Source organism: Allobosea sp. LjRoot9 (assembly GCF_964252745.1).
GTDB lineage: Bacteria > Pseudomonadota > Alphaproteobacteria > Rhizobiales > Beijerinckiaceae > Allobosea.
On record NZ_CAXUPC020000004.1, the window covers coordinates 204459 to 222254 of the forward strand.

General features: G+C 65.4%; 14 protein-coding genes. 11 read left to right on the forward strand and 3 right to left on the reverse strand.

Annotation, left to right across the window (positions count from 1 at the left end):
* Positions 1–58 precede the first annotated feature (58 nt).
* Together ACSQ3P_RS18290 and ACSQ3P_RS18295 are read right to left on the reverse strand one after the other, a co-directional pair.
* A complete protein-coding gene (locus tag ACSQ3P_RS18290; RefSeq protein WP_436166939.1) occupies positions 59–1441 on the reverse strand; it encodes an aldehyde dehydrogenase family protein in 1383 nt (460 codons plus the stop codon).
* A gap of 14 nt (positions 1442–1455) precedes the next feature.
* Positions 1456–3111, reverse strand: coding sequence for an acetolactate synthase large subunit (locus ACSQ3P_RS18295; protein WP_436166940.1), 1656 nt, complete (start codon positions 3109–3111; stop codon positions 1456–1458).
* Between the two features lie 238 nt (positions 3112–3349).
* On the opposite strand from ACSQ3P_RS18295, the gene zapE reads away from it, so the two are divergent.
* From zapE to lpdA, 10 genes are all read left to right on the forward strand, one after another.
* On the forward strand, positions 3350–4528 hold the full coding sequence (gene zapE / locus ACSQ3P_RS18300) for a cell division protein ZapE (protein WP_436166941.1): 1179 nt from the start codon (positions 3350–3352) through the stop codon (positions 4526–4528).
* 3 nt (positions 4529–4531) lie between these two features.
* Positions 4532–5131 (forward strand): TetR/AcrR family transcriptional regulator, encoded by a 600-nt coding sequence (locus ACSQ3P_RS18305; RefSeq protein ID WP_245928214.1) that lies wholly within the window; start codon positions 4532–4534, stop codon positions 5129–5131.
* Between the two features lie 262 nt (positions 5132–5393).
* A complete protein-coding gene (gene mdh, locus ACSQ3P_RS18310) occupies positions 5394–6356 on the forward strand; it encodes a malate dehydrogenase (protein WP_436166942.1) in 963 nt (320 codons plus the stop codon).
* A gap of 120 nt (positions 6357–6476) precedes the next feature.
* Positions 6477–7673 (forward strand): ADP-forming succinate--CoA ligase subunit beta, encoded by a 1197-nt coding sequence (gene sucC, locus ACSQ3P_RS18315; RefSeq protein WP_436166943.1) that lies wholly within the window; start codon positions 6477–6479, stop codon positions 7671–7673.
* Between the two features lie 9 nt (positions 7674–7682).
* On the forward strand, positions 7683–8567 hold the full coding sequence (gene sucD / locus ACSQ3P_RS18320; RefSeq protein ID WP_069688840.1) for a succinate--CoA ligase subunit alpha: 885 nt from the start codon (positions 7683–7685) through the stop codon (positions 8565–8567).
* A gap of 121 nt (positions 8568–8688) precedes the next feature.
* On the forward strand, positions 8689–11646 hold the full coding sequence (locus tag ACSQ3P_RS18325) for a 2-oxoglutarate dehydrogenase E1 component (RefSeq protein ID WP_436166944.1): 2958 nt from the start codon (positions 8689–8691) through the stop codon (positions 11644–11646).
* A 54-nt stretch (positions 11647–11700) separates the two neighbouring features.
* Positions 11701–12936: a 2-oxoglutarate dehydrogenase complex dihydrolipoyllysine-residue succinyltransferase gene (gene odhB, locus ACSQ3P_RS18330; RefSeq protein WP_436166945.1), complete on the forward strand. Its 1236-nt coding sequence runs from the start codon at positions 11701–11703 to the stop codon at positions 12934–12936.
* 61 nt (positions 12937–12997) lie between these two features.
* On the forward strand, positions 12998–13423 hold the full coding sequence (locus tag ACSQ3P_RS18335) for a hypothetical protein (RefSeq protein WP_436166946.1): 426 nt from the start codon (positions 12998–13000) through the stop codon (positions 13421–13423).
* Between the two features lie 18 nt (positions 13424–13441).
* Positions 13442–13864 (forward strand): VOC family protein, encoded by a 423-nt coding sequence (locus ACSQ3P_RS18340; protein ID WP_069688836.1) that lies wholly within the window; start codon positions 13442–13444, stop codon positions 13862–13864.
* 26 nt (positions 13865–13890) lie between these two features.
* Positions 13891–15288 (forward strand): dihydrolipoyl dehydrogenase, encoded by a 1398-nt coding sequence (lpdA, locus tag ACSQ3P_RS18345; RefSeq protein WP_436166947.1) that lies wholly within the window; start codon positions 13891–13893, stop codon positions 15286–15288.
* A 120-nt stretch (positions 15289–15408) separates the two neighbouring features.
* Here lpdA and folD read toward each other — a convergent pair whose 3' ends face one another.
* Positions 15409–16269: a bifunctional methylenetetrahydrofolate dehydrogenase/methenyltetrahydrofolate cyclohydrolase FolD gene (folD, locus tag ACSQ3P_RS18350; RefSeq protein ID WP_436166948.1), complete on the reverse strand. Its 861-nt coding sequence runs from the start codon at positions 16267–16269 to the stop codon at positions 15409–15411.
* 159 nt (positions 16270–16428) lie between these two features.
* On the opposite strand from folD, the gene ACSQ3P_RS18355 reads away from it, so the two are divergent.
* Entirely contained in the window at positions 16429–17757 is a 1329-nt protein-coding gene (locus ACSQ3P_RS18355) for a cytosine deaminase (RefSeq protein WP_436166949.1), read from the forward strand.
* Positions 17758–17796 lie beyond the last annotated feature (39 nt).

The following is a 17796-nucleotide window of genomic DNA, read 5'->3' on the forward strand; positions in this document are numbered from 1 at the left end:
ATGCCGAAAACCTCGGCTGGCTCACGCCGCGAGGGTTTCGGATGGTGAAGCGTATCCGCTAGCTTCGGCGCATCAGGATCATCTTCTCCTGCGTCATGTCGCGCATGGTGAAGGGGATGCCGCCGGTGGCGTAGCCGGATTCGCGGCGGCCAGCGAAGGGCATCCAGTCGGTGCGGAAGGTCGTCGGATCATTGATCATGACGGCCGAGGCATCGAGCCGGTTGGCGGCGCGCAAGGCGATGTCGATGTCCTGCGCGAAGATGCTGGCCTGGAAGGCGACCCGCAGGGAATTGGCCCGGGCGATCGCATCGTCGAGGTCGCGATAGCGGTAGATCGCAACGGCCGGGCCGAAGATCTCCTCCCGCGAGATGCGCGCCTCCTCGGAAGGATCGACCAGCACGGTGGGCTCCAGCGTCGTCTCGGAGAGCCGCCTGCCGCCGGTCAGCAGCTTGGCGCCGCCCTTCACCGCCTCGTCGATCCAGGAGGCGACGCGGTCGGCTTCCTTCGGCGTGATCAGCGGGCCGACTTCAGTGTCCTTCAGCACGGAATCCCCGGTGCGTAGCGTCTTCACTCGCGCGACGAGACGCTCGGTGAAGTCGTTGACGATGGAATCATGCACATAGATGCGCTGCGTCGACACGCAGACCTGGCCGGCATGGTAGTAGCCGCCCTTCACGATCGGCTCGATGATCGCTTCGAGATTGGCGCTCTTGTCGACGATCGCAGGTGCGACACCGCCATGCTCCAGCGCCGAGCGCGCGCCATGGGCAAGCTTGCTATGGAGATACCAGCCGACCTTGGCCGAGCCGATGAAGCTGAGGAAGGCGATGCGCGGATCGGTCGCGAGTTTTTCGGCAAGCTCGGTGGTCTCGGGGACGAAGCTCTGGCACCAGGCCTCGGGCAAACCGGCCTCATGCACGAGCGCGACGAAGTCGAGACAGGAGAGCGGCGTCGTGCCTGCCGGCTTGATGATGACCGGGCAGCCGGTGGCGATCGCGGGAGCGACCTGATGCACGATCAGGTTCAGCGGATGGTTGAAGGCCGAGATCGCGGCGACGATGCCGATCGGCTCCTTGGTGGTGAAGGCCCAGCGATCGGCTGCGGCCGGCGACAGCCCCATCGGGATCTCGCGGCCGGCGAAGTTGCGCAATTCGTCGGCGGCGTTGTGCACGCCGTCGATGGCGCGGGTGACCTCTACGATCGCGTCCGGCAGGGGCTTGCCGCCTTCGCGCGCGATCTGCAGAGCGAGATGGTCGCGCTTGCCCGCGATCAGCCCGGCGAGGCGACGCAGGATCGCCATCCGTTCATGCGGCTTGAGCCAGCCGTCGCGGTTGCGGAAGACGCGCTCGGCGGCCTGAAGCTTGGCTTCCAGCGCGACCGCGTCGTCGGTTGCGATCTCGGTGATCGGCGCGCGGTCGAAGGCCTGTACGACCTGCAGCATGGGTTTTCTCCCGGTCAGGCGAGCTGGATGTCGGGGCTGCGGTTGCGCAGTTCCTCGACGAGCACGCGGGTGTTCTCGGAATAGTCGATCGGAATTTCGACGAGATGGACGCCGCCGCCAGTGAAGGCGGCCTCCAGCGTCGGCACGAGCTCCTCGACCGCCGTCACCCGCGAGCCCTTCGCACCATAGGCCTGCGCATAGCGGACGAAATCAGGGTTGCCGAAGGTCATCCCGAAATCCGGGAAGCTGTCGACCGCCTGCTTCCAGCGGATCATGCCATAGGCGTTGTCGCTCAGGATGACGACGACGAGGTTCAGGCCTAGCCGGACCGCCGTCTCCATCTCCTGAGAGTTCATCATGAAGCCGCCATCGCCGCACACCGCCATGACGCGTCGCTCGGGATAGAGCAGCGCCGCCATCATCGCCGAGGGCAGCCCCGCGCCCATCGTCGCCAGCGCATTGTCGAGCAGCAGCGTGTTGGCGACATGGGTGCGGTAGTTCCGAGCGAACCAGATCTTGTACATGCCGTTGTCGAGGCAAACGATGCCGTCCTCCGGCATGACCTGGCGGATATCGTGGACGATGCGCTGCGGCGTGACCGGGAAGCGGTCCTCCTCGGCGCGATCATTGATCCGGGCAAGGATCGTCTGGCGCAGCTCCAGCATCGAGGGATCGGTCGCGAGCTTGCCTTCGAGCCGGTCGGCAAGCGCCGTCACGGTCGCGCCGATATCACCGATGACCTCGGCGTCGGGATGGTAGACCTGTTCGACATTGGCCGATTGGTAGCCGATATGGACGACCTTCGATCCGCCGGCGCTCTTCATCAGGAAGGGCGGCTTCTCCACTGTGTCATGCCCGATCGAGATGATCAGGTCCGCCTTGTCGATGGCGAGATGGACATAGTCGCGCTCGGACAGGGCGGCGGTGCCCATATAGAGGTTCGAGCCGCCGGTGACGGCGCCCTTGCCCATCTGCGTGTTGAAGAAGGGCAGGCCCGTGCGCCTGACGAAGGACGACAATGCCTCGACGAGGCGTGGCCGGTTGCCCGCTGCGCCGATCATGACGAGCGGGTGCTTGGCGGCCAGGATCATTTCGGCCGCGCGGTCGAGCGCGGTGGCTTGAGCGACCGGGCGCTCCAGCGGGTGGACCGGAATGACCGAGGCATCCGCGATCTCCTCGGCCGCGACATCCTCGGGCAATTCGAGATGGACCGGACCCGGCCGCTCCTCCATCGCGACGCGGAAGGCGTCGCGCACCACGGATGGGATGCTGGCAACGCTGACGATCTGCCGCGTCATCTTGGTCAATGGCTTCATCGAGGCGACGACATCGACGATCTGGAAGCGCGCCTGCTTGGCGGTCATGATCGCCTTCTGGCCGGTGATCAGGATCATCGGCATGGCGCCGAGATGGGCATAGGCCGCCCCGGTCGAGAAGTTGAGCGCACCAGGTCCAAGCGTCGCGATGCAGACGCCGGGTTTGCCGGTCAAGCGGCCATGGGTCGCAGCCATGAAGGCGGCCGCCTGCTCGTGCCGCGTCAGGATCAGCTTGATGCTGGAGGTGCGAAGCGACTCGACGACATCGAGGTTCTCCTCGCCCGGCACACCGAAAATGCGGTCGACGCCCTCGTTCTCGAGCGCTTCAACCAGGAGGTCGGAGCCCTTCTTCATCACTGGCCGCCTTTCGCTAAGAAGATTGCCTCATCGGGCGGTCAGGCTAGGCCCTTGCGGCCCGGACGGAAAGCGGAGCCGGGAAGAGCTGCCATGCAGCGCGCCGGATTGCGCAGGGAAGGCGCGCCTACCAAGGAAGGGCGGCATGGCTTCGAGGCCCTGCCATGCCGGGACAGGCCTTGCGGCTGGGCCTTGCCTGCCGTAACCGGAAATTCCCTTCCGCCGACGATCCCCAGCCATGGCCGCCTCGATTTCAGACCGTTACTCCGCCCTGGTCGAAGCGGGCGCGATCGAACGCGATCCGGCGCAGGTCGCCGTGGTCAGGCGCCTGGCGGCGCTGGCCGAGACCCTCGGCGCGCGCCGCCTGGGCAGGAAGAGCAGTGCGCTCGGCTGGCTGCTCGGCGGCAAGCAGGCTTCGACGGAGGCTCCCAGGGGGCTCTACATCTGGGGCTCTGTCGGGCGCGGCAAGACCATGCTGATGGACATGTTCTATGATGCAGCGCCGGTGCCGAAGCGCCGGCGCGTGCATTTCCACGAATTCCTGGCCGACGTGCATTCGCGCATCTTTGCCTACCGGCAGAAGCTCAAGGCCGGCGAGGTCAAGGAGCCCGATCCGATCGCCCCCATCGCGGCCGAATTGGCGACAGAAGCGAGCCTGCTCTGCTTCGACGAGTTCACCGTCACCGACATCGCCGATGCGATGATCCTCGGCCGGCTGTTCACAGCGCTGTTCGCGGCCGGCGTCGTCGTGGTCGCGACCTCGAATGTCGAGCCGTCGCGGCTCTATGAGGGCGGGCTCAACCGGGCGCTGTTCCTGCCTTTCGTCGCGCTGCTGACCGAGAAGGTCGAGGTGCTCAGGTTGGATGCGCGCACCGATTTCCGCCTGGAGAAGCTCGGGGGCGCGCCGACCTATCACGTCCCGGCCGATACCGCAGCGCAGGCTGCGCTCGACGAGGCGTTCAGGCGCGTCTCCGGCGCGGCGCATGGCGTGCCGGTGACGTTGTCGGTCAAAGGGCACGACATGCGGATTCCGCAAGCGGCCGGCGGCGTGGCGCGGGCGAGCTTTTCCGATCTCTGCAGCCAGGCCTATGGCGCCTCCGACTATATCGCGCTGGCGCAGCGCTTCCACACGCTGGTGCTCGACGACATCCCGGTGCTGGTGCGGGACCGGCGCAACGAGGCCAAGCGTTTCATCATCCTGATCGACACGCTCTATGAGCATCACGTCAAGCTCGTCGCTTCGGCGGCGGCCGAGCCGCACGAACTCTACAAGGACGGCAATGGCCGCGAGGCCTTCGAGTTCGACCGCACGGTCTCGCGATTGATCGAGATGCGCTCCGACGACTATCTCGCCTTGCCGCATGGCCGCGCCGATTCCGCCGCGAGCGGCGATAGCGGCGGATTGGTGGAAACCTGAGCCATGCCGATGCGCGAGCCGAGCGAGACCCGCATCCTCTCGGTCGCCAGCGAGCATCTGCGCCAATTCGGCCTGAAGCGCTTCACCGTCGTGGCGGTGGCGGCGGAAGCGGGCATGACGCATGCCAATGTCTATCGCTACTTCCCGTCGCGCGGGGCGCTGGTCGATGCCGTCGTCGATGTCTGGCTGAAGACGACCGAGCGGCGGCTCGCCGACATCGCCGATGGGCCCGACCCCGCCGCCGACAAGCTCGAACGGTTGATCCTGGCGCTGGCCAAGGGCAATCGCGATCTGCTGAGCGAGGATCCGCATCTCTTTGCCGCGCTCTCGCAGGCGGTCGCCAAGCGCCATGCGATCAGCCGGCGCAACCGTACCCGCGTGCGCGCGCTGTTCGAGCGCGTCATCGACGAGGGCATTGCGTCGGGCGCCTTCGAGCCGCGCGACCGCGACCGGGCCATCGCCTTCGTCATCGACGCCACGCACCGCTTCATCCATCCGGCTGCGCTCGCGCTCGAGGCGGATGTGCCCCAGGCCTCTGTCGATATGCGTCTGGCCACGCTGATCCGCGTCGCGCTGCGCGTGCTGGAGACCGGGATCATCTGAAAAATCTTGTGACAAATTACAAATTATGTAAATTGTCATTGTCGGTTTTCTCGACATTGGACAGGGCGGCCGCATTTTCGCCCGGTGCAAGTGCTTGAAATCAGGTCGATTGGTCGGTTGGGCCCCAAACTGGCGCGCATCGAGGCCGGTCTTCATCCCCGCAAACGACAGGGTTGCGGCAAAAGCCCCGTTTGGGCCAAAGAAACCCACGGTTTCGGCCGGCCACCGGCCTCCCGCAGCACCTAAGGACAAGGACTAGGATATGGCCCGCAAGAAGATTGCCCTCATCGGCGCCGGCCAGATCGGCGGAACGCTCGCGCACCTAGCCGGTCTGAAGGAACTGGGCGACGTCGTCATGTTCGACATCGCCGAGGGCATCCCGCAAGGCAAGGGCCTCGACATCGCCGAATCCGCACCGGTCGACGGTTTCGACGCGAGCTATACCGGCACGCAGTCCTATGAGGACATCAAGGGCGCTGACGTGATCATCGTCACCGCCGGCGTGCCGCGCAAGCCCGGCATGAGCCGCGACGACCTGATCGGCATCAACCTCAAGGTGATGAAGTCGGTCGGCGAGGGCATCAAGCAATACGCCCCCAAGGCCTTCGTCATCTGCATCACCAACCCGCTCGACGCCATGGTCTGGGCGCTGCAGAAGTTCTCGGGCCTCAAGCCCAACATGATCTGCGGCATGGCCGGCGTGCTCGACAGCGCCCGCTTCCGCCACTTCCTCGCCGATGAGTTCAAGGTCTCGGTCAAGGACGTCTCGGCCTTCGTGCTCGGCGGCCATGGCGATGACATGGTGCCGCTCGTGCGCTACTCCGGCGTCGCCGGCATCCCGCTGCCCGACCTCGTCAAGATGAAGTGGACCACCCAGGAGCGCCTCGACGCCATCGTCGAGCGCACCCGCAAGGGCGGCGGCGAGATCGTCAACCTGCTCAAGACCGGCTCGGCCTTCTATGCGCCTGCGGCGTCCGCGATCGCGATGGCCGAGAGCTACCTCAAGGACCAGAAGCGCGTCCTGCCGGCGGCCGCCGCGCTCAAAGGCCAGTACGGTGTCAAGGACATGTTCGTCGGCGTGCCGGTGGTGATCGGTGCCAAGGGCGTCGAGAAGGTCGTCAAGATCCGCCTCAACGCTGCCGAGAAGGCGATGCTGGAGAAGTCGGTGGCTTCGGTCCAGACCCTCATCGACGCCTGCAAGGCTGTCGATCCGTCATTGGCGTGACATAAGGGCAGTCGGCAATAGGCAGTCGGCAGTCGTGAAAATGGCGCCGGCTCGCTTCGCTACTGCCGACTGCCTATTGCCGACTGCCAAAATAACCTTCGCTTCAGGGAAACCGAGCACATGAACATCCACGAATATCAGGGTAAGGCGGTACTCAAGGAGTTCGGCGCGCCGGTCTCCGCCGGTTTTCCGGCGCTGACGGTCGCCGAGGCCGTCGAGGCCGCCAAGAAGCTGCCCGGACCGCTTTATGTGGTGAAGAGCCAGATCCACGCCGGCGGCCGCGGCAAGGGCAAGTTCAAGGAACTCGGCCCTGACGCCAAGGGCGGCGTGCGGCTGGCCAAATCGGTCGCCGAGGTCGAGAGCCACGCCAAGGAAATGCTCGGCAACACGCTGGTGACCGCGCAGACCGGCGATGCCGGCAAGCAGGTCAACCGCCTCTATATCGAGGACGGCTCGGACATCGAGAAGGAGTTCTACCTCTCAGCCCTGGTCGACCGCGAGACCTCGCGCGTCGCCTTCGTGATCTCGACCGAAGGCGGCATGGACATCGAGGCCGTCGCCCATGACACGCCGGAGAAGATCGAGACCTTCTCGGTCGATCCCGCCACCGGGATCATGCCCCATCACGGCCGCACCATGGCGCGAATTCTGGGTCTCTCCGGCGATCTCGCCAAGCAGGCCGGCACGGTGCTTGGCCAGATCTACACGGCGTTCGTGTCCAAGGACATGGACATGCTGGAGATCAACCCGCTGATCGTGACGACGCAGGGCCAGATCAAGTGCTTGGACGCCAAGATCTCGTTCGACTCCAACTCGCTCTACCGTCACCCCGAGATCGTGGCGCTGCGCGACACGACCGAGGAGGACGACAAGGAGATCGAGGCCTCGAAGTATGACCTCGCCTATATCGCGCTCGACGGCACGATCGGCTGCATGGTCAACGGCGCCGGCCTCGCCATGGCGACACTCGACATCATCAAGCTCTATGGCGAGGAGCCGGCGAACTTCCTCGATGTCGGTGGCGGCGCCACGGAAGAGAAGGTCACCGCGGCTTTCAAGATCATCACCGCCGACCCGCAGGTGAAGGGCATCCTGGTCAACATCTTCGGCGGCATCATGAAGTGCGACGTCATCGCGCGCGGCGTCATCGCCGCGGTGAAGGCGGTCGGCCTTCAGGTTCCGCTGGTGGTGCGCCTCGAGGGCACCAATGTGCAGGAAGGCAAGGACATCATCTCGTCCTCCGGCCTGAACGTCATTCCCGCCGATGATCTCGACGATGCCGCCCAGAAGATCGTGGCTGCGATCAAGAAGGCCTGAGGAGAAACCATGTCCATCCTGATCGACAAGAACACCAAGGTCATCTGCCAGGGCTTCACCGGCAAGAACGGCACCTTCCATTCCGAGCAGGCGATTGCCTATGGCACGCAGATGGTCGGCGGCACCTCGCCGGGCAAGGGCGGCGCGCTGCATCTCGGCCTGCCGGTCTTCGATACCGTCGCCGAAGCCCGTGACAAGACCGGCGCCACGGCGTCCGTCGTCTATGTGCCGCCTCCGGGTGCAGCGGACGCGATCTGCGAGGCGATCGACGCCGAGATCCCGCTGATCATCTGCATCACCGAGGGCATCCCGGTGCTCGACATGGTGCGCGTCAAGCGCTCGCTGTCGGGCTCCAAGTCGCGCCTGATCGGGCCGAACTGCCCCGGCGTCGTCACGGCCGGCGAAAGCAAGATCGGCATCATGCCGGCCAACATCTTCAAGCCGGGTTCTGTCGGCATCGTCTCGCGCTCGGGCACGCTGACCTATGAGGCGGTGTTCCAGACCACTCGCGAGGGTCTGGGCCAGACCACGGCCGTCGGCATCGGCGGCGACCCGGTCAAGGGCACCGAGTTCATCGACATGCTGGAGATGTTCCTGGCCGACGAGCACACCAAGTCGATCGTGATGATCGGCGAGATCGGCGGCTCGGCGGAAGAGGACGCGGCGCAGTTCATCAAGGACGAAGCCAAGCGCGGCCGCAAGAAGCCGATGGTCGGCTTCATCGCCGGTCGCACGGCACCTCCCGGACGTCGCATGGGCCATGCCGGCGCGATCATCTCGGGCGGCAAGGGCGGCGCGGAAGACAAGATCGCGGCCATGGAAGCGGCCGGCATCCGGGTCTCGCCTTCGCCGGCGCGCCTTGGAAAGACCTTGGTCGACGTGTTGAAGGGCTGAGGGTCGCGCGCGTCATGGTCGGGCCTGGCCCGACCATCTCGTGACGCGCTGGACGCTACCGAAAAGATGGTCGGCTCAAGGCCGACCATGACGTTGCAGGCAGGAAAAGGCAGGACAGATCATGGCTCGCCAGGACATCAACGAGGCTCTCGCCCAGACGGGTTTCCTCTATGGCGGCAACGCAGCCTATATCGAGGATCTCTACGCCCGCTATCAGGCCGATCCGAAATCGGTCGATGAGCAGTGGCAGGGTTTCTTCGCCGGGCTGAAGGATGAAGGCTCGGCCATCATCCAGAACGCCAAAGGCGCCTCCTGGACCAAGCCGAACTGGCCGGTCCATGCCAATGGCGAGCTGGTCTCGGCGCTCGACGGCAACTGGGCCGTGGTCGAGAAGGTCGTCTCCGACAAGCTCGGCGCCAAGGCCAAGGCCGCCGGTGCCGCCCTGAGCGCGTCCGACGTGCAGCAGGCGACGCGCGATTCCGTGCGCGCCATCATGCTGATCCGCGCCTACCGCATGCGCGGCCATCTCCACGCCAAGCTCGATCCGCTCGGCATCGAGCAAGCCCGGGATCCCGAGGAGTTCTCGCCCGCCGCCTTCGGCTTCACCGAGGCCGATCTCGACCGCAAGATCTTCATCGACAACGTGCTCGGCATGGAGTTCGCCACGATCCGCGAGATGACCGCGATCCTGCAGCGCACCTATTGCAGCACGGTCGGCATCGAGTTCATGCACATCTCCGATCCGGAGCAGAAGGCATGGCTGCAGGAGCGGATCGAGGGCCCCGACAAGGAGATAGCCTTCACCCGCGAGGGCAAGAAGGCGATCCTGAACAAGCTCGTCGAGGCCGAAGGCTTCGAGAAGTTCATCGACCTGAAATACACCGGCACCAAGCGTTTCGGCCTCGATGGGGCTGAATCCTTGATCCCGGCGCTGGAGCAGATCATCAAGCGCGGCGGCGCGCTCGGCGTGCGCGACATCGTCTTCGGCATGGCCCATCGCGGCCGCCTCAACGTGCTGACCCAGGTTCTGGGCAAGCCGCACCGTGCGCTGTTCCACGAGTTCAAGGGCGGCTCCTTCGCGCCTGACGACGTCGAGGGTTCGGGCGACGTCAAGTACCATCTGGGCGCCTCGTCCGACCGCGAGTTCGACGGCAACAATGTCCACGTCTCGCTGACCGCCAATCCGTCGCATCTCGAGATCGTCGACCCCGTCGTGCTCGGCAAGGTCCGCGCCAAGCAGGACCAGTTCGGCGATATCGTCGAGCGCTCCAAGGTTCTGCCGCTCCTGCTGCATGGCGACGCCGCTTTCGCCGGCCAGGGCGTGGTGGCGGAATGCCTGGGCCTGTCCGGTCTGAAAGGCCATCGCACCGGCGGCTCCGTGCATTTCATCATCAATAACCAGATCGGTTTCACGACCTATCCGCGTTATTCGCGCTCCTCGCCCTATCCGTCCGATGTGGCCAAGATGGTCGAGGCTCCGGTCTTCCATGTGAATGGCGACGATCCCGAAGCCGTCGTCTTCGCCGCCAAGATCGCGATCGAATTCCGGCAGAAGTTCCACAAGCCGGTCGTGGTCGACATGTTCTGCTATCGCCGCTTCGGCCATAATGAGGGCGACGAGCCGGGCTTCACCCAGCCGCTGATGTACCGCAAGATCCGCAGCCACCAGACGACGCTGGAGCTCTATTCCGCCAAGCTCGAGGCCGAGGGCGTGATCCAGCCCGGCGAGGTCGATGAGGCGCGCGCTGCCTGGAAGGCCAAGCTCGAGATCGAGTTCGATGCGGGCCAGGCCTTCAAGCCGAACAAGGCGGACTGGCTCGACGGCCGCTGGGCCGGCATGAAGGCGATCCGCGCCGACGAGGACGATCCGCGTCGCGGTGCGACCGGCGTTCCCGCCGCGGTGCTCAAGGAGATCACCGAGAAGATCACGGCGACCCCGCCCGGCTTCAACGTCCACAAGACGATCCAGCGCTTCCTCGATAACCGCCGCAAGGCGGTCGAGACCGGGCAGGGCATCGACTGGGCGACGGCCGAGTCGCTGGCCTTCGGCTCGCTCCTGCTCGACGGCAACCCGGTCCGGCTCTCGGGCCAGGATTGCGAGCGCGGCACCTTCTCGCAGCGCCATTCTGTTCTGATCGACCAGGAGACCGAGGCGCGCCACACCTCGCTGAACGATATCCGCGAGGGTCAGTCGCGCTACGAGGTCATCAACTCGATGCTCTCGGAAGAGGCGGTGCTCGGCTTCGAATACGGTTACACGCTGTCGGAGCCGAACGCCCTGACCTGCTGGGAAGCGCAGTTCGGCGACTTCGCCAATGGCGCGCAGGTGCTGTTCGACCAGTTCATCTCGTCGGGCGAGCGCAAATGGCTGCGCATGTCGGGCCTCGTCTGCCTGCTGCCGCATGGCTATGAGGGGCAGGGGCCGGAGCATTCCTCGGCCCGCCTGGAGCGCTTCCTGCAGATGTGCGCGGAAGACAACATGCAGGTGGCGAACTGCTCGACGCCGGCGAGCTATTTCCACATCCTGCGCCGCCAGCTGAAGCGCGACTTCCGCAAGCCGCTGATCCTGATGACGCCGAAGTCGCTGCTGCGCCACAAGCGCTGCGTCTCCGACCTCGCCGAGCTCGCCGAGGGCTCGACCTTCCATCGTGTGCTGCATGACGATGCCGAGCGCGGCCGCTCGACCACCAAGCTGGTCAAGGACGCGAAGATCCGTCGCGTCGTGCTGTGCTCGGGCAAGGTCTATTTCGACCTGCTGGAAGAGCGTGAGAAGCGCGGGCTGGATGACGTCTATCTGATGCGCGTCGAGCAGCTCTATCCGTTCCCGCTGAAGTCGCTGGCGCAGGAGCTGGCGCGCTTCAAGGGCGCCGACGTGGTCTGGTGCCAGGAAGAGCCGAAGAACATGGGCTCCTGGACCTTCGTCGAGCCCTATCTGGAATGGGTGCTGGGTCATGCCGGGGTCAAGTCGAAGCGGCCGCGTTATGTCGGGCGCCCGGCTTCGGCCGCGACGGCGACCGGCCTGATGTCCAAGCACCTCGCACAGCTCAACGCGTTCCTGGACGAAGCCTTCGCGGCCTGACACCAGTAGCGCCCATCACGACACGCCAGACAAAGACACCAACAGAGGCCTGACATGGCGACTGAAATCCGCGTACCCACCCTCGGCGAATCCGTCTCCGAGGCCACGATCGGCAAGTGGTTCAAGAAGCCTGGCGACGCGGTGAAGGCCGACGAGCCTTTGGTCGAGCTGGAAACCGACAAGGTCACGCTCGAGGTCAACGCACCGGCCGCCGGCGTGCTCGGCGAGATCGTCGCCAAGGAAGGCGACACGGTCGGCGTCAGCGCGCTGCTCGGCATGATCACGGCTGGCGACGGCAAGGCCGCAGCTCCCGCTCCTGCCGCCGCCGCTCCTGCCACTGAGGCGGCCAAGCCTGCTCCCGCTGCGGCTACGCCTGTCGCGGCGACGAAGGCTGCCGATTCAGGCCCTGCGGTCAGCCGTCTCGCGGCCGAGAGCGGCGTCGACCCGGCGAATGTCGCAGCGACCGGCAAGGATGGCCGTGTCACCAAGGGCGACATGCTGACCGCGATCGCAGCGGGTTCCGCGGCTCCTGCGCCCGCTGCCCCGGCTGCGCCGATCCAGGTTCGCGCCCCGTCGGCTCCCGACGACGCCTCGCGCGAAGAGCGCGTCAAGATGACCAAGCTGCGCCAGACCATCGCGCGCCGCCTCAAGGAAGCTCAGTCGACGGCGGCGATGCTGACCACCTTCAACGAGGTGGACATGTCGGCGGTGATGGCGCTGCGCAACCAGTACAAGGACGTCTTCGAGAAGAAGCACGGTGTGAAGCTCGGTTTCATGGGCTTCTTCGTGAAGGCCTGCGTGCAGGCGCTGAAGGAGATCCCCTCCGTCAATGCCGAGATCGACGGCACCGACATCGTCTACAAGAACTATTATCACATCGCGGTCGCGGTCGGCACCGATAAGGGCCTGGTCGTGCCGGTGGTGCGCGACGCCGACCAGCTCTCGATTGCTGGCGTCGAGAAGGCGATCGGCGTGCTCGGCAAGAAGGCGCGCGACGGCGCCCTCAAGATCGAGGACATGCAGGGCGGCACCTTCACCATCTCGAATGGCGGCGTCTATGGCTCGCTGATGTCGACGCCGATCCTGAACGCGCCGCAATCGGCGATCCTGGGCATGCACAAGATCCAGGAGCGCCCGATGGTCGTCGGCGGCCAGATCGTGATCCGGCCGATGATGTATCTGGCGGTCTCCTACGACCACCGCATCATCGACGGCAAGGAGGCCGTGACCTTCCTCGTCCGCATCAAGGAAGCGCTGGAGGATCCGGCGCGTCTCGTGTTGGATCTCTGAAGATCAGGTAGGTTACGGTTACATAAAGAAAAGCGATATAATTTTTAGAGCATATACTGCGATGGCGGGTGAGATGGTCGCTACAGGTTTTGTGTCTGACTATCTCGCCTGCCAGTCTATAGATGAAAAGATATCAGTATTCTTACGGATGCTTGATATCGAATCTCTTCGGGGAGTCTATCGGCTGGATGGTCGCGGAGTTAACGCGCCAGAATATCCGAGCGGCGAATATCGTTTTTATTTTGACCCGTTGGATTTTGTCGGCTCATCGGCTGCCGAAGAGCAATCTGCAGAAGCATTTGGGTATAATAACGCGCCAGAGATAATAAAAAGACGGGCTCAGCTGAATGCCGATGGGATTTTCCCATCAATTACCTCTTATCCTGAACCTGGCAGTGCTCACCTGACAATTATGATCGCTTTTAACGAAAAGGGACGGAGACGGCTTGGTGGCGATGGCGCTGATGGCGGCGCGCCTGCGATCTGAGCCGCAGGGAGATCGAACATGGCCTTCGGACCCAATCCTCCGCCGATCCAGCCGCATCTCTGCGTGAAGGGCGGCATTGAGGCGATCGCCTTCTATGAGAAGGCTTTTGGCGCGCAGTGCACCTTCAAGGCCATGGCCGATGACGGCCTGCGCGTGATGCACGCCAATCTCGCGCTGTTCGGCAGCGAGGTCATGCTGCATGATGAGTTTCCCGAGTTCGGCGGACATGTCATGGCGCCGGCCGGTCATGCCGCAGCGAGCATCACGATCAGCATCAACCTGCCGGCGCCGGCCGATGTCGACGCCGCCGTGGCGAAGGCCGAGGCTGCTGGGGCCGAGGTGTTCATGCCGGCGAGCGACGTGTTCTGGGGCGCCCGCTACGGCCGCCTGCGCGACCCCTTCGGCCATGTCTGGGCCTTCAACGCGCCGCTGGCGCAGTAATCATAAGACTGACTGAAAGAGAGACCATGTCCTACGATCTCGTCGTCATCGGAACCGGCCCCGGCGGCTATGTCTGCGCCATCCGCGCTGCCCAGCTCGGCCTCAAGGTCGCGGTGGTGGAGAAGCGCAAGACCCATGGCGGAACCTGCCTGAATGTCGGCTGCATCCCGTCCAAGGCGCTGCTGCATGCTTCGGAGATGTTCGAGGAAGCGAGCCACACCTTCCCGAGCCTCGGCATCACGGTGGGCACGCCCAAGCTCGATCTCAAGCAGATGCTGGTCCACAAGCAGGAGACGGTCGACGCCAACGTCAACGGCGTCGCCTTCCTGCTGAAGAAGAACAAGATCGAGCCCTTCCACGGCACGGCCTCGATCCCGGCTGCCGGCAAGGTCGTCGTCACAGCCGAGGACGGCAAGACGCAGGAGCTCGAGACCAAGGCCATCGTCATCGCGACGGGCTCGGAATCCACCAACCTGCCGGGCGTGAGCGTCGATGAGAAGGTCGTCGTGACCTCGACCGGCGCGCTCGAGCTGACCGCCGTTCCCAAGGAATTGGTCGTGGTCGGCGCCGGCGTGATCGGGCTCGAGATCGGCTCGGTCTGGAGCCGTCTCGGCGCCAAGGTCACCGTGGTCGAATATCTCGACCGCATCCTGCCCGGCATGGATGGCGAGATCGCCAAGCAGTTCCAGCGCATCCTGGAGAAGCAGGGCTTCACCTTCCAGCTCGGCGCCAAGGTCACCAAGGTCGAGACGGCCAAAAAGGGCGCGACCGTCACGGTCGAGCCCGCCGCTGGGGGCGAGGCCAAGACGCTTTCCGCCGATATCGTGCTGGTCGCGATCGGCCGCCGCCCGAACACCGACGGGCTCGGCCTGGAAGCGGCCGGCGTTGCGACCGAGCGCGGCCGCGTCATCATCGACGATCATTTCAAGACCAATGTCGCCGGCATCTACGCCATTGGCGACGTGGTGCGCGGCCCGATGCTCGCCCATAAGGCCGAGGATGAGGGCATGGCGGTCGCCGAGATCATCGCCGGCAAGGCGGGCCATGTGAATTACGACGCGATTCCCGGCATCGTCTACACGGCTCCCGAGGTCGCCGCGATCGGCAAGACCGAGGAAGAGCTCAAGGCCGCGGGCGTCGCCTACAAGGTCGGCAAGTTCCCCTTCACGGCCAATGGCCGGGCGCGCGCCATGCGCCATACCGACGGTTTTGTGAAGTTCCTGGCGGATGCCGCGACGGACCGTGTGCTCGGTTGCCACATCATCGGCCCCCATGCCGGCGATCTGATCGCCGAGGTCACGGTGCTGATGGAGTTCGGCGGCTCGGCCGAGGACCTCGCCCGCACCTGCCATGCGCATCCGACGCTGGCGGAAGCGGTCAAGGAAGCCGCGCTCGCCGTCGACAAGCGTCAGATCCATATGTGAGCGGCGGCGGCTCTCGTCATTCTCGGGCGGCGCGCAGCGCCGACCTGAGAATCTCATGCAGGAAGAGTAGCCCCACCATCCTGAGATGCTCGGGTCTTCGCCCGAGCATGACGGTTGCGCCTACCCCCGCCTTGCCCTGAACGCCGTCAGCGTGTTGCGCAGCAGGCAGGCGATCGTCATCGGGCCGACACCGCCCGGCACCGGCGTGATCGCGGCGGCGATACCGACCGCTTCGGCAAAATCGACGTCGCCGACCAGCTTGCCGTCGGGCGTGCGGTTGATGCCGACATCGATCACGGTCGCGCCGGGCTTGATCCAGTCGCCCCTAACGAAATGCGGGCGGCCGACCGCGGCCACGACGATATCGGCGCGGCGCACTACGGCGGCGAGGTCGCGCGTGCGGGAATGGGCGATCGTCACCGTGCAGTCGGCCTGCAGCAGCAATTGCGCCACGGGGCGGCCGACAAGCTCGGAGCGGCCGATCACGACGGCCTCCAGCCCCGCAAGCGTCGGCAGCGCCTGCCGCAGCAGCAGCATGCAGCCGAGCGGCGTGCAGGGCACGAGGCCGTTCTTGCCGCCGGCGAGCTTGCCGGCATTGATCGGATGCAGGCCGTCGACATCCTTGGCGGGGTCGATCGCGTCGATGATCGTGCCTGTGTCGATATGCTTGGGCAGCGGCAATTGCACCAGGATGCCGTCGACCGTGTCGTCGGCGTTGAGGCTGGCGATCTTGGCCAGGAGCTCGGCCTCGCTGGTCTCCGCTGGCAGGCGGTGCGCGACCGAATTCATGCCGATCTCGGCGGCGAGCTTTTCCTTCGAGGTGACATAGACCCGGCTTGCCGGATCCTCGCCGACGAGCACGACATGCAGGCCGGGCGCGAGGCCACGCTCCGCCTTGATCGCCGCGACCTCGCGGCCGATCTCGGCCCGTAGCGCGGCAGCTGCCGCCTTGCCATCGATGATGCGCGCCTGATCCGGCATGGTCCGACAATCCTCGTCTCGTCCGCGAGCCGTCCTCATGCGCGATCGGCCCGGCGGGGACAAGCCCGGATGCGACGCCGTCTTGGTTGCACGCGTCATTGCGGGCCGGTATCGATCGCTGCTTATAGGGATACAGGGCCGAGCGGGAGAGACGACGACGTGACCAGCGGTTTTGCTTCCCTGCCCGGCACAGCCTCCTTTCGCCTGAGCAATGCCCGCGCGCCGCTCTGCCTGCTCGACGGCGCTTCGCTCGCCGCTGATCGCGACGGGCTGGCGCAGGTCGATATCGGCATCGAGCATGGCCGTATCGTCTCGATCCTGCCGGCGGGAACCGAACCGCTGGAGGCAAGCGCCAGTTTCGATCTCGACGGCGGCATCGTGCTGCCGCGCCTCGTCGACTGCCATGTCCATCTCGACAAGGGCCATATCTGGCCGCGCCGCCGCAATCCCGATGGCAGCTTCATGGGCGCGCTGAGCAATGTCCTGATCGACCGCGAGGCGAATTGGTCCGCAGACGATGTGCGGGCCCGGATGGAGTTCGGCCTGCGCTGCGCGCTCAGTCACGGCACGGCGGCGATGCGGACGCATCTCGACTCGCTCGGCAAGCAGATCGGCATCTCCTGGCCGGTCTTCGCCGAGCTCAGGGCGGAATGGGCCGGCCGCATCGCATTGCAGGCATCGCCGCTGTTCGGCATCCAGCTCGCGCTCGAGCCCGAGCATATGCGGGCGGTGACGGCGGCGGTGAAGGCGCATGGAGACGGCATCTTCGGCTGCGTCAGCTATATGATCCCGGAGCTTGATGCGGCGCTCGACATCGTCTTCCGCGCGGCGATCGAGAACGGCTTCGACCTCGATTTCCATGTCGACGAGACCAATGATCCTGAGGCGCGTTCGCTGGAGAACATCGCGGATGCCGCGATCCGCCATGGCTTCGCCGGTAAGATTCTGTGCGGGCATTGCTGTTCGCTTGCCGTGCAGCGGCCTGATGACGAGGCGCGCATCATCGCCAAGGTCAGGGAGGCGGGGATCAGCGTGGTCTCGCTGCCGATGTGCAACATGTATCTGCAGGACCGCGCAGCCGGCCGCACGCCGCGCTGGCGCGGGGTCACGGCGCTGCATGAATTGAAGGCGGCGGGCGTGCCGGTGATGATCGCCTCCGACAACACCCGCGACCCGTTCTATGCCTATGGCGATCTCGACCTGATCGAGGTGCTGCGCGAGGGCACGCGCATCCTCCAGTTCGATCATTCCGGGACCGATTGGGCGAATGCGGTGGCGCGGACGCCGGCCGCGATCATGGGCACGATCGGCGCCGGCGTGCTCTCGCCTGGCGGAGCGGCCGACCTGATCCTGACCCGCGCCCGCGACTGGACCGAGTTCTTTGCCCGCCCCCAGGCCGACCGGACCGTGCTGGTGAACGGCCGCGCGATCGACACGACGCTGCCGGACCATCGCGAGCTCGATCATCTGATGGGGCGTTCGGCATGATGGCGGGCTCGTCCATCGCCCGCTGTCGTCATGGTCGGG

What these genes read in the sequence shown, in the direction of transcription:
- ACSQ3P_RS18290 (WP_436166939.1), bottom strand. Translation starts at nt 1,441, where the DNA reads ATGCTGCAGGTCGTACAGGCCTTCGACCGCGCGCCGATCACCGAGATC.
- ACSQ3P_RS18295 (WP_436166940.1), bottom strand. Translation starts at nt 3,111, where the DNA reads ATGAAGAAGGGCTCCGACCTCCTGGTTGAAGCGCTCGAGAACGAGGGC.
- zapE (WP_436166941.1), top strand. Translation starts at nt 3,350, where the DNA reads ATGGCCGCCTCGATTTCAGACCGTTACTCCGCCCTGGTCGAAGCGGGC.
- ACSQ3P_RS18305 (WP_245928214.1), top strand. Translation starts at nt 4,532, where the DNA reads ATGCCGATGCGCGAGCCGAGCGAGACCCGCATCCTCTCGGTCGCCAGC.
- mdh (WP_436166942.1), top strand. Translation starts at nt 5,394, where the DNA reads ATGGCCCGCAAGAAGATTGCCCTCATCGGCGCCGGCCAGATCGGCGGA.
- sucC (WP_436166943.1), top strand. Translation starts at nt 6,477, where the DNA reads ATGAACATCCACGAATATCAGGGTAAGGCGGTACTCAAGGAGTTCGGC.
- sucD (WP_069688840.1), top strand. Translation starts at nt 7,683, where the DNA reads ATGTCCATCCTGATCGACAAGAACACCAAGGTCATCTGCCAGGGCTTC.
- ACSQ3P_RS18325 (WP_436166944.1), top strand. Translation starts at nt 8,689, where the DNA reads ATGGCTCGCCAGGACATCAACGAGGCTCTCGCCCAGACGGGTTTCCTC.
- odhB (WP_436166945.1), top strand. Translation starts at nt 11,701, where the DNA reads ATGGCGACTGAAATCCGCGTACCCACCCTCGGCGAATCCGTCTCCGAG.
- ACSQ3P_RS18335 (WP_436166946.1), top strand. Translation starts at nt 12,998, where the DNA reads ATGGCGGGTGAGATGGTCGCTACAGGTTTTGTGTCTGACTATCTCGCC.
- ACSQ3P_RS18340 (WP_069688836.1), top strand. Translation starts at nt 13,442, where the DNA reads ATGGCCTTCGGACCCAATCCTCCGCCGATCCAGCCGCATCTCTGCGTG.
- lpdA (WP_436166947.1), top strand. Translation starts at nt 13,891, where the DNA reads ATGTCCTACGATCTCGTCGTCATCGGAACCGGCCCCGGCGGCTATGTC.
- folD (WP_436166948.1), bottom strand. Translation starts at nt 16,269, where the DNA reads ATGCCGGATCAGGCGCGCATCATCGATGGCAAGGCGGCAGCTGCCGCG.